At 56.0% G+C, this 12039-nt stretch carries 7 protein-coding genes and 6 pseudogenes; 5 read left to right on the plus strand and 8 right to left on the minus strand.

Annotated elements, in window-relative coordinates:
* The 5 genes and pseudogenes from MFF30_RS14190 to gmd form a co-directional block, all read left to right on the plus strand.
* Nucleotides 1-423: pseudogene (locus tag MFF30_RS14190) on the plus strand (hypothetical protein); the annotation flags it as partial.
* A gap of 178 nt (nt 424-601) precedes the next feature.
* Nucleotides 602-1849, plus strand: coding sequence for a GNAT family N-acetyltransferase (locus MFF30_RS14195; protein WP_238280048.1), 1248 nt, complete (start codon nt 602-604; stop codon nt 1847-1849).
* Nucleotides 1850-1920: 71 nt separating this feature from the next.
* Nucleotides 1921-2699, plus strand: a pseudogene (locus tag MFF30_RS14200) (transposase family protein).
* A gap of 240 nt (nt 2700-2939) precedes the next feature.
* Nucleotides 2940-3884, plus strand: coding sequence for a GDP-L-fucose synthase (gene fcl / locus MFF30_RS14205; protein WP_238280049.1), 945 nt, complete (start codon nt 2940-2942; stop codon nt 3882-3884).
* Nucleotides 3885-3911: 27 nt separating this feature from the next.
* Nucleotides 3912-4979 (plus strand): GDP-mannose 4,6-dehydratase, encoded by a 1068-nt coding sequence (gene gmd / locus MFF30_RS14210; RefSeq protein WP_238280050.1) that lies wholly within the window; start codon nt 3912-3914, stop codon nt 4977-4979.
* On the opposite strand, the gene MFF30_RS14215 is transcribed toward gmd, so the two are convergent.
* The 8 genes and pseudogenes from MFF30_RS14215 to MFF30_RS14250 all read right to left on the minus strand — a co-directional run.
* The gene (locus MFF30_RS14215) at nt 4976-5281 is read right to left on the minus strand and encodes a hypothetical protein (RefSeq protein WP_238280051.1); all 306 of its coding nucleotides are present in this window, start codon (nt 5279-5281) and stop codon (nt 4976-4978) included. The two genes, gmd and MFF30_RS14215, sit on opposite strands and share 4 nt — an antisense overlap.
* Before the next feature lie 29 nt (nt 5282-5310).
* Nucleotides 5311-6419, minus strand: a pseudogene (locus MFF30_RS14220) (IS5 family transposase).
* An 87-nt stretch (nt 6420-6506) separates the two neighbouring features.
* Nucleotides 6507-7275: pseudogene (locus tag MFF30_RS14225) on the minus strand (IS5 family transposase).
* A 65-nt stretch (nt 7276-7340) separates the two neighbouring features.
* Nucleotides 7341-8004 (minus strand): annotated as a pseudogene (locus tag MFF30_RS14230) (helix-turn-helix domain-containing protein).
* Between the two features lie 46 nt (nt 8005-8050).
* Nucleotides 8051-9003, minus strand: a pseudogene (locus tag MFF30_RS14235) (IS5 family transposase); the annotation flags it as partial.
* 157 nt (nt 9004-9160) lie between these two features.
* Nucleotides 9161-10249 carry a hypothetical protein gene (locus tag MFF30_RS14240; protein WP_238280052.1) on the minus strand — a complete coding sequence of 363 codons (1089 nt, stop codon included), beginning with the start codon at nt 10247-10249 and terminating at the stop codon, nt 9161-9163.
* A gap of 39 nt (nt 10250-10288) precedes the next feature.
* Nucleotides 10289-11404 carry an alginate O-acetyltransferase AlgX-related protein gene (locus MFF30_RS14245; protein WP_238280053.1) on the minus strand — a complete coding sequence of 372 codons (1116 nt, stop codon included), beginning with the start codon at nt 11402-11404 and terminating at the stop codon, nt 10289-10291.
* 346 nt (nt 11405-11750) lie between these two features.
* Nucleotides 11751-12039, minus strand: a 289-nt coding sequence (locus tag MFF30_RS14250; protein ID WP_238280054.1) for an integrase core domain-containing protein, incomplete at its 5' end; no start/stop codon positions are given.

Below are 12039 nucleotides of genomic sequence, written 5' to 3' on the forward strand. Positions count from 1 at the left end.
GCGCAGAGCGCTCTGCGCCTAGCTGCAGGCGACGAACTCCTCACGATCGAGGAACGGCGCTACCCGGGCCGCCGGAACGCCTCCAACCTGGTGCGCATCGTCAGCCAGGACTGGCAGGCCTGGATCAAGCGGGGCGGCAAGCGCAAGCGCACCGACCTGGCCCCGCCCGAGCCGTACCCGACAGGGTGCAAAGCCCTGCACACCACGGAGAAGAGTCTTTTCAATCCGGGGAAAACCGAGCCTCGCCCTGTCCGGAACGGGCTGCCAGAGAGCGCGGATCGCCCCGGCGTCCCTGCCCTGCCGATCTCCGGCGCGGTGACACCAGGGGCCGACGCATACCAAACCCAGGTGCGTTTGCTGAAACCCTCGACAGGTGAATCCGTCCGTGAGGGTTGTGGAAACCAGATTGGAACTCCGATGTGAAGAAACGCCGAGCCGATTATTTTGCAGGGATCGCCAACGATGTTTCTTTACGCTCTCGGCTCATAGCCGATCCGGTCTTCGTGCTGCTCTTGTCAGGCGATGCACGAAGTGAATGGGGACGGACCGGACCGGTGGAGGGTCCGTTACCGTCCGCGTTTCCAGACGGAGAACACCAACGTTGACCGCGATACAGACCTTCGACGCCCCCGCGCAGATCCTGGCCGAGGCCGTCCATCCCGCCGCCGGAGTCGCCCCGCGCTCGGACCTCTCGGATCGGGGCTTGCGGGTCGAGCGCGTCGACACGCACCGGTTCGCGGGCCTCGAACCCGCGTTTCGCGACCTCGTTGACGCGACGCCGGAGGCGAACGTCTTCCTCGAGCCGGCGATGCTGGATGCCGCGCAAGCAGCCGATCCCGACACGCCCCTCGTCGTCCTGCTGGCCTGGGACCCGGAACAGCGCCTCGTCGGTGTCTGGGCCTTCGCCCTGGAGCGGCGCGGCCTCGTCGCGCGCCTGCGAGCCCCCGCCGTCCCCCTGGCCTCCCTCGGCAGTCCCCTGGTCCGGCCCGACTGGGCCCGGGACGTGCTGGCTGCGTGGTTCGCCCTTCTCCGGGCCGACCGGAGCCTGCCGAAGCTCCTCGACCTCAACTGCCGCACGGACGGGTCCTTCCAGGGCGCCCTCGACGCGCTACAGGCCGAGGGGCGCTGCGCCGTGAAGGTGCGGGCGCGCCACCGCCGGGCGATGCTGGAGACCGCGCTCGACGCCGAAGCATACCTACGCCAGACCCTGTCCGGCTCGCGCCGCGCCAAGCTGAGGCAGCTGCGCTCCAAGCTCGGGCGCCAGGGCGAGGTGGCTTACGTCGTACACGAGGGCGCAGCCGTGCCGGCGGCGGTGGACCAGTTCCTCGCCCTGGAGGCGCTGGGCTGGAAGGGCCAGCGCGGCAGCGCCATGCAGTCGAATGCGAAGCACGCGGCCTTCCTGCGGGGCGGGCTTGGCGCCCTCGCGGCTCAGGGGCGCGGCAAGGTCAGCGCGCTGACCCTGGACGGCGAACCGATCAGCATGTGCGTCCTGATCTACTCAAGGGGCACGGCCTTCATGTGGAAGATCGCCTACGACGAGGCCCGCGGCAACTTTTCGCCTGGTTATCAGCTCGCGCTCGAGGACACCGCGATGCTGCTGGCCGACCCGGCTGTGCGGCTCTCGGATTCCTGCGCAGCCGCCGAGGTCGGGATGATGTCTGAGCTCTGGCAGGAGCGCGCGCCCCTGGCCGATCTCCTCATCGGTGTCCAGCCCGGCCTGCGCTTCAAGAGGACGGTGGCGCTCCTGGCGGTCCTCGGGCTCGTGCCCGAACTGCGCCGACGGCTGCGCCTGCGCGCGAAGCTCAAGCCACTTCTCAACCGGCTGAACGCCTTTCGGAGACGATCGTAGGGGCGTCACTACTGAAGTGTCTTAACGAAGGTTTCACCTGTGGAGTGATTCCCCCATGTGGCTAGCATGCGATGCTACGAATGACCCACGCGCAATGGCTCCAAGTTGCCAAGCCGGCTGCCTTCGCAAAAGCTGGGCACAAGCCGGCTCGCGGAGGATCGCAGTTAAGTCCTAAACGTCATGCTGTGGATCCTGCGCGCGTGGCGCACTTTGGGCGCCTTAAAGTCTTACTATAGTCCTGTTGAGACCTTATAATGTCAGTTCTACTGCTAATAGCAGGCTAGCGTGTTCGACTGAGTGCTACGGTACATGCAAGAGTATACTGATACTTTGGGCGATTTCAGCGGGGGTATTTCGTAGACGCCGCAGTAGTACGCGCTCGTTAGTACTTTGTTGATGCACACCAGTCCACCACCATTGGAGGAAGGCCAGGTTGAGGCGATCGGTAAAGCGTCCGGGCACAGCTAAGACGGGTTATCGACTAAGGTTTTATGCGCGCCTAGGGCGGCGGTGATGACGGTCGGCGAAAGCCAAGAGCAGTTCGCGCTGCAGGTGATGATGAATTAGGGCGCCGTACCCCGCCGTGGGCAAGGCCGTCCCCATCTGCGTCCCCGCTGCATATGTGAGACTGGGGCTGTTCAAGTCCGCCGGCACTCCGTCGCCGCAAGCAGTGCCGGGTCGAGCCAGTCATTCCGCCCCGTAAAGAACAGTCGTGGTAGCCCAACTGCGACAAAACCATTTGCTAGGTGACTAACAAATTTGAGTGGCCAATCGGATAACTAAAGCAGTATCGTCGCGTCGCCACAGGAAGCGGGAGGCAAAGTACCTTGCATTGGTACCACTAGGATAATTTTTTAATTCATATTGTTTAGGAAATTCGCGACAGCCTAGCTATGGTTTTATTAAATGGGTTGTGCGATCATTGTGAAATTTGGGCTCACGCTTTGCCACAATACCCGGTATAATACGATCAAATCTCTATTTAGTAAGAGGCGTTCATAATATTATCATCAAATCAAATACATTTAATATATTTATAATATTAAATATATTTGATTGTTGTTTCCATCATGTCTGGAAGGTGTATTTGATGATCTATCGACTTTCAGGTAAACGTGTATGGGTTGCAGGCCATCATGGTATGGTCGGATCAGCAATCGTGCGGCGCCTTGCTAACGAAGGGTGCGATATCCTTACGGCGGATCGCGGCGACGTCGACCTGCGTGAACAATCAGCCGTGCGCGCCTGGATGACTAGACACCGGCCGGACATGATTTTCCTGGCAGCTGCTAAAGTCGGTGGTATCTTCGCCAACGACACGCGGCCGGCGGACTTCCTTTACGACAATCTTGCGATCCAGATGAACGTGCTGGAAGCGGCGCGGCAGGCTAACGTCGCTAAAATACTTCTCCTTGGCTCCTCCTGCATATACCCAAAGATGGCAGCCCAACCTATCGTAGAAAGTGCCCTTCTAACAGGTGCTCTCGAACCCACCAACGAGGCATATGCTATCGCTAAAATTGCCGGGATCAAACTTGGCCAAGCCTATCGCCGACAATATGGTAGCGACATTATTTCCGCGATGCCGACAAACCTATACGGCCCCTTCGACAATTTTGATCTCACATCTAGCCACGTCTTGCCCGCGCTCATTCGCAAGATTCACGAAGCCAAGCGGAAGGGTGGAGATGTGCTAATCTGGGGCACGGGTGACCCCTACCGCGAATTTTTACACGTTAACGACCTAGCAGATGCTTGCGTTCATCTGATGAAAAGTTATTCATCGGAGGACATAATTAATGTCGGCACAGGAGAAGATTTGAAGATTAGCGAATTAGCCGAACTCGTTGCTGAAATTATAGGTTATAATGGTAATTTCGTTTACGATGCTACCAAGCCAGACGGCACGCCTCGCAAGCGCTTAGATGTTAGCCGGCTTGTACAGGCCGGCTGGCAGGCAAAAGTTTCGCTACGCGAAGGCATTACTTCGACCTACGAATGGTTTCTACAGAACGAGCCGGCCGCATCAGCTTAAAATTAATATTGTAAGGATCTTTATAAGATGACAAAGAAAAAAGTTGCGTTAATTACAGGTGTAACCGGGCAGGATGGCGCCTATTTATCTGAGTTACTATTGCGGAAGGATTATGAGGTGCATGGCTTAAAGCGAAGATCATCGTCGTTTAACACGGGACGTGTAGATCACATCTATCGCGACCCGCATATCGACGCGGCTGGTTTCTACATGCATTATGGTGATCTTACTGATTCTACAAACCTCATTCGAATTGTACAGGAGACGAAGCCGGACGAGATCTACAATCTTGGTGCACAGAGCCACGTCCAAGTCAGCTTCGAGACACCGGAATACACTGCGAACTCGGATGGCATGGGAACGCTGCGGCTTCTAGAAGCGATCCGCATCCTCAAGCTCAACGATAATACCCGTTTCTATCAGGCCTCCACCTCGGAACTCTACGGCAAGGTTCAGGCCATTCCGCAGAATGAGATCACGCCATTCTACCCGCGCAGCCCCTACGGTGCCGCAAAGCTTTACGCCTACTGGATCACGGTGAACTACCGCGAAGCCTACGGCATGCATGCCTCGAATGGCATCTTGTTCAATCATGAGAGCCCACAGCGCGGCGAGACTTTCGTCACGCGGAAGATCACCCGCGCGGTGGCGGCCATCGAGGTTGGCTTGCAGCCTATGCTTTTTCTCGGCAACCTCGACGCCCGGCGGGATTGGGGGCACGCACGCGATTACGTTGACGGTATGTGGCGCATGCTTCAGCAGGATCAGGGCGACGATTACGTCTTAGCAACGGGCGAACTGCATTCAGTGCGCGAGTTTGTCGAAAAATCCTTCGCAGTCATTGGGCGTGAGATCACTTGGCGCGGCGAAGGCGTCGAAGAAGAAGGTTTTGATACTCAGACCGGCACCGTACTTGTGCGGATTGATCCACGCTACTTTCGACCTACGGAAGTTGAGCTGCTTCTCGGCGACCCTACGAAAGCGCGTGCCAAACTCGGATGGAGGCATACTACCGGCTTCGAAGACCTCGTTCGCGAGATGGTGGAGGCGGATCGTGCCACCATCCACCAACAGCCCGTCAGCTGGTCTACCTAGCAGGGTGTTGAAGAAGTCGACCATCGGCGGGCGATGAAGGGGATTTCGTCTCCGCGGCGGATACGGATTTCGCCTTGGAGCGAGCCGTCGGCCTGAAGCTCGGCCGATCCGGAGCCGCAGATCGCGTCGCCCTCGTCGTTGCCGTTCCAGTCGAACGCGACGGCCGCGCGCTCACCCTGCCGGCCGGCGCCGCCGGCGAAGGCCCCGGTGACACATCCGAAGGCGAACTCACCGCAGCCGTTCTCGAAGAGGATGTAGGCCGACTCGACCATGTCGGCGTAGTCGTCCTCGTAGCCGCGCAACTCGACGATCCGCCACTTGCCCAAGACGCTCACGCCGCAGCCGCGAGCAGTTTGGGCAGGCGGACCAGATTGTAGGCCGCCGCCGTCAAGGCGAAAGCCCATCCGACCTTGTCGCGGCCTATGAAGCGGGTCTTGCGCAGGCCGCCGACGGTCTTGATCCAGCCGAAACCCTCCTCGATGCGCTTGCGGATCTTCTGGCTCCTGCCGTAGCCGGCGTGGCGGGTGGTTCGTCCATCGATGGAGGAGCGGCGGCCGTTGGTGTTCCGGGCCACATGCGCGCGCACGTTCATCGACCTGAGTTCGTTGACGAAGTCCTCGGCGTCATAGGCCTTGTCGGCCCCCAGCGAGATCGCCCTGGGGCGATCTGCTCTTGGTTCGATCATCGACAAGGCCGCGATGCGCTCGGCGTGGCCGTCCGCCGAGGTCAGGCGGGTGTCCACGATCAGGCCCGAGCAGTTCTCCATCAGGGTGTGACCGATGAAGCAGAGCCTGGCCTCCATTTCCGGACCCTTGCGGTAGAGGCGGGCTTCTCGGTCCGTGGTGCTCGCGTGGGTCTCGTTCGAGCGCGTCTGCCCCCCGAAGTCGACCTCTGCGTTGCGCCCGCCGGCGGACGGCGGCGGGTCTTCGCCTCGACTGTCGCCATCCTGGTCCTTGGGCTTGAAGCTCTTCAGAGACGCCCAGGCCTCGATCAGTGTGCCGTCGACGCTGAAGTGGTCGCTGGACAGGAGCCGCTTCACGCGGGGCTGAGCCAGCACGGCAGCCAGGAACTGGGCCGCGATCTCACCGGCCAGGAGCCGGTCCCGGTTCCGGGTGAAGCTCGAATGATCCCAGGTCGGATCGTCGATGCCCAGCCCGACGAACCAGCGGAACAGCAGGTCGAACTCCAGCCGTTCCATCAACTGCCGCTCCGAGCGGATCGAGTAGAACGCTTGTAGGAGCATGGCCCGCAGCAGCATCTCGGGCGGGATCGACGGACGACCCATCCGGGCCGCATAGAGCGCCGAGAACGATCCGCTCAGGGCCGCAGCGCCTTATCCGTCAGTTGCCGGATGGTCCGTAGAGGATGATCGGACCGGATCCGAGCCTCCAGGTCCACATACGAGAACAACGACCCCGAACGCTGATCCGAGCCCCGCATCTGCCTTCCCCAACGACGGCCAGGGAGCAGTGAATCATGCCAAGCCCCGGCACGCCACGGACTTCTTCAACACCCTGCTAGGGCGTGTCATCGCTTGAGCCAATCGAGGGCGGCGGCGAGGGAGAGGACGCCCATGAAGCTGACGGCAGTCTTCTCGTAGCGGGTGGCGATGGCGCGCCACTCTTTGAGCCTGGCCCAGAGGCGCTCGACCTGGTTGCGGTTGTTGTAGATCCAATCCGGGCAAGCGACGGGCGCTTCGTGGCGCTGAGGCGGGATCGCAGGCCGAGCGCCCATATTCCAGATGTGTTCGCGAAAGACGTGGCTGGTATAGCCGCGGTCCCCCACGACCCATTTGGGCACCCCCGGCAGTTGGTTGAGCAGGGGAACAGCGTGAGGGAGTTCATGGGCCTGACCGGGCGCCAGACGGAAGGCGATGGCGCGGCCCTGCCCGTCGGCGATCACGCAAGCCTTGGTGCCATCCCCGCCACGCGAGCGGCCAACAGCTTCACGAGCGTCTCGCTTGGCTGCAGATCCCCCCTTTTGGCGGCTCCCGCCGCCTTTTGGTGCGCCCGAACGTTCGTGCCGTCGAGGAACACCATACCGAGTTGGACACCGCGCTCCTGCACGAGGTGAAGAAGCCGCTCCCAGACGCCGGCACGCGACCAGCGGATGAAGATCTGGGCAGCCCGCACCAGGGTCCCAATTCCTCGGGAATGGCTCGCCATTTGGCTCCGTTCTGATGCCGCCAAAGGATGGCCGAGAGCGTGCGCTGCAGATCCTGAGGAGGCGTTTTGGCCTTGGGCCGGCAGGCTTCAACCAGAGGCTCCAGATCAGCCCATTGCGCGTCGCTCAGCATCGTCCCTCCTCCATCAGAGAGACGAAAACGCAAGCCCAGCCAATCTGTTCAGGCGACGACAGGCCCTAGTGGTGCGAGTCTAACACTTGGTGCCCACGCTTTGCGGCTTGGATGATGCGATCCGGGTCGGCGGTCCAGACGAAGGGCTTTGGATTGCCGTTGCTCTCGGCGATGAAGCGTTTGATGGCAGCCTGCACCTCGATCAGCGATCCGAACACGCCGCGTCCGAGCCGGCGTTTTGCGAGCTTGGCGAAGAAGCCCTCGACGGCATTGAGCCACGAGGCTGAAGTCGGGGTGAAGTGGAAGGTCCAGCGCGGGCGGCGGTCGAGCCAAGCGCTGTAGGCCGTGCCCCCGCCAGATCCGCTGTACCGACGAGACGCTGATGGCCGCGGCTTTACTCATGGCGGCGGCCGTCCAATGCGTGGTCTCGCCGGGTGGTTCTCCTTGCGTCAGAGCCACCACGCGCGCCGCCACCTCAGGCCCCAGCGGCCGGATGCGCGCCGGTCGCGTCTTGTCCCGAAGGAGCCCTTCGACGCCCTCCTGCGCGAAGCGGTCCTGCCAGCGCCAGACCACCGTCTTGGACACGCCCGCCTCACGTATGATCGCGTGCGTCCCCAGCCCATCGGCGCTCAGCAGCACGATACGAGCGCGCCAGACGTGCTTCTGCGACGTGTTTCGATCTGCGACGAGTGCTTCGAGCCGAAGGCGATTGCGTTCATCGACGAGCACCGCGCCACCTACGGGGTCGAGCCGATCTGCCGCGTGCTGCCGGCACGAAGACGTGCTCGATGGCCGCGCGAACCTTCGACTTCCCGCCGTTGGCGCGGGCGACGTTCCTCGCCATCGGCTTGCCCGGCGGCTTCTTGCGGTGGATGCGAGAGCGGAAGCCGTTGCCCGCCAGGTACGCCTCGTTTGCCTTCGAGCGGTAGGCGGTATCCACCCAGACGTCGCCGGCGGTGTTGGCCTTTGACAGGAGACCGGGCCACTGTGCACCGTCGTGCCGGGCAGCGTCGGTGGCGGTCCAGGTCCGGATCAGCCCATGGCGGCGGTCGATGCCGATGTGGTTCTTGTAGCCGAAGGCCGGCACCGCGAGGTCGATCCGCTTCGAACCGTCCTCGGCTGGCTTGGCCTTCGACCACTTGATCGTCCAGCGCGCGTCGCGGTCCTTTTGGGCGAGCTTGGCGGGGTGGGCCTTCCATGCATCGGGCACACGCCCGGCCTTCAGCTCCGCCTTCTCGGCCTCGGTGTTGCGCTGCTTGGGCGCGGCCACCACGGTCGCGTCGACGATCTGCCCGCCCATCGCCAGGAAGCCGGCGGCACACAAGGCCGCCTCGTAGGCGCAGAACAGTACAGCGATGGCCGGCTTGCCAGTGATCTCGGCGCGGGTGAGCGCCTCGCGGAAGGTCCAGGTCGTGTTGGCATCCGGAACCGGATCGGACAGCCCGAGCCCGAGGAAGCGCATGAAGGAGAGTCTGTCCTTGATCAGGAACTTGGTGCGCTCGTCCGACAGCGAGTGGCTGGCCTGGAGGATCAGCACCTTGAACATGAACACGAGGTCGAACGGCGACCGTCCCCCCTTCGACCCATCCGAGCGGGGCACGGCACGGGCGAGGTCGTCCCGGAACAGTTCAAAATCAACGATGCGGCTCAACCGCTCCAGCGCATCGCCCTTGGCCGAGAGATCCTTCAGACGGTCATCGACGTCGAAAAACCGGGCTGACCGCGCATCGCAGCACCTCACCGACCGACGACGCCATCACACCACGAAACGCCTTAAACCGCGAGGTTTTTGAAAGTGTCCAGCTTCATGGACGTCCTCTCCTCGTAGCCGACTTCGATTGACTCAAGTGATTACACGCGTAAATAATTTAGATTTCGAATAATATTACATTCGCGAACCTATGATTCTCATAATCCTATCTAAGTCACTTTCCTCAATTGTATTGTTGTGATCGATAATTACAGTTTGTTTTTCGGCCGTAAACAAATGTGAGTGCCTTGTGTGCCAAAATTCACCCGCATCGGACGGGTAATCATATTCCCATTTATAATGCAAATTTGCTAACAAAATCACGTGTGCGTTTGGATTACAAAAAAATCTATTCGTGCATGCTGTTGACCCATATGAAACGATTAACGTTTTAGCTGAATATATTGTTGCAATATACTCTTCAACATTTTTAAAATCACTAATAGAGCATATTTTAATACCCAACAACTTAATTCTCTCAATCAAGTTAGGAGACACATCCATTGCTCTCCCAGGGGTTGTCATGGCATGTTCGCTTCGGGTTTTTATAAGCATAACTATATTATTATTATTTGTAAAACTTGAATTTCTATTAAATATTTCTTCGCTTTTATTTATAATGATCGATGGATCATCAATAAACATATCCCGCATTTCTTTTAAATGATTAAATACTAAAATGTTTCCAGATCTAACGTATGGTATATTATTAAAATTCGATACTAAGTTCATATGCGTATTGCGACGAGTTACTATTTTAGAAAATATGTATTCTTCATTTTCCTCTAAAACCATTATCTTATCTTTTTCTAAGAACTGTTGAAGCAGTTGAAACATGTATGGTAACGCGTCCACGAAGACCGCGCTTACTCCTACCTGACAATCTAAGTTATTGCCTTTATAAAAATTTATAAAACTAATTATCTCGCTTACTGCATGACCTGAGTTTGTCGTAGAAATCATAAGCAGAAATATTGCAGTCTCGTTTTTTTTATTTGCGTCTTGCAGATTAGGAGTACGTAGTTTTTTAAAAAAATAATCAATAATATGAGTGTTTTGTTTGGTGCGAACAGAATAATTTTGCAATATATTAACTTCTCCCCAACTTGGCTTGCTAGGATCTGCATTAAAATTGAATTCGTATTTACCCTCTAATTCTTGATCAGACGGAATAAGTACAGGCTCCGCAGCGCCCGAAAAAAAACTCTGACTATCGATTTTCATATTAATTCCTTTTCAAGTTAAAGAAAAACAGTTCCGAGCTTAACTTCCTGGAACAATCGGCAGAAATCTTTCTATTCCTTGCCATATAACGGTATCAGCAGAAATTTCGTCTACATATTGCCAATCAACCTCATTCGTCCAAACAAAATGAAATTCAGTTACCCACTTTGAGAACCACCACGATAATGTGCTTTGCCCGTTTTCGACTAGACTGAAAAAAGAATTGCCAAAAACTACTACACGACTTTTTATTGGAGCGTTGGGATTATTCCAGATCTGTCTTTTACCCATATGCCCATTGTTTTCAGGTTGATCGTCAAGTATTTTCAGAGAATCATTTGCAAACATTGGTAAGTCTTTAGTAGAAACTTCGCTATATTCTTCAGTGACAAAATAACCGCTCATTCTGAAAGAAAGATCTCCAATGGAACGATTTTTCTTTGTAAATAAAACGTCTTCTATAGTTAAGTCATAGATGGTTTTCAACATATTTCTAAACAATAAATACGTGCCCTCTGGAGATAAGTGACTATCTGTTCTCTTACATAGATGTTCTCGTCTAAATTGACTGCACATTAATTTTCTGCCTGAAATATAAAATTTGTCTTGTTCAAATTTTGATATCTCGAATTCCAATTTATCTAGCAATCTTGTCGGTGTTGAAATTGAATAAGGAAAGTATTCAGGTATTATTGTAATTTTTTCTGGTATTATTATTTGAAAATATTTTATATTTCTGCTAATAGAATTTTTAATTCTTTCTTTTATTAAAGATATCCACTTTTCGGATAAATCTACGTAACTTTGATCAATAGGATAATATTGGCCTATTACGTCATTAGACCCACCGATAAGAAATATGTATCCACTTCTGCCGAGTATAGCGGCTTCGTCATATGATATTAAGCCGGTCGGTAATTCTAAATAAGAGGTATTCCTACTAGAAAAGCTCGTATCTACAACAGATTTATGTAATAGCTCATTATTTTTTAATCTATTTATCCCATTTATAAGCATGGCAATTAAAGAAATATGTATGTCAGGCAGCTCTGCTGCCAACTGCATTTGGCTAATAGCTTCATCAGGGCTAATTTCAGAAAAGCATTTATTTAAATAACTTATTAGATCTTGTATATTTTTATGCTCTTCATGCATTACATGCGCCCTTCAAGTAGAATATGTAACTTAGCGATTTGCAGTGAGGTGACATATGTTTATATACAGGCGGATATTACTCCATACTTCTGATGCTTCCTATGGGCCCTTTAGATTCCTATAACCTTATCCCTCTTTCTCAGCTATCACAAAGTTGCGTATAGCAGATTGGGGACATAATGAAGTTCCAATTAGAGGCGTACCCGTTTGGCTTGCGACACCGACAGGGCCAATTCGTGGATGCGCAAAGAAACCTTCCGAAGCCTCCAACCGCGTTGAGCCAGAGGCCAAGATCGGGGTGAAGTGGAAGGTGGGATTGCCCCGGTTCGGTGGACGATTAGGGGACTTAGCTGAGCAGAGTTTCGATTGCCGGTTCTGACCCGGCCTTCTGCTCGTAGACGACGGGCGAGCGGTAGCCGAGCGCCGAGTGGCGACGCAGCGGGTTGTAGAAGCCCTCGATGTAGCTGAAGATTGCCATGCGGGCCTCCGCCTGCGAGCGGAAGCGGCGTCGGGCGAGCAACTCGCATTCAAGGGTGGAGAAGAAGCTCTCGGCCATGGCGTTGTCGTAGGCGTCACCGACCGAGCCCATTGATGGGCGCACGCCCGCCTCCCGGCATCGATTGCCGAAGGCCAGC

The organism is Methylobacterium goesingense (assembly GCF_022179225.1).
Lineage (GTDB): Bacteria > Pseudomonadota > Alphaproteobacteria > Rhizobiales > Beijerinckiaceae > Methylobacterium > Methylobacterium goesingense.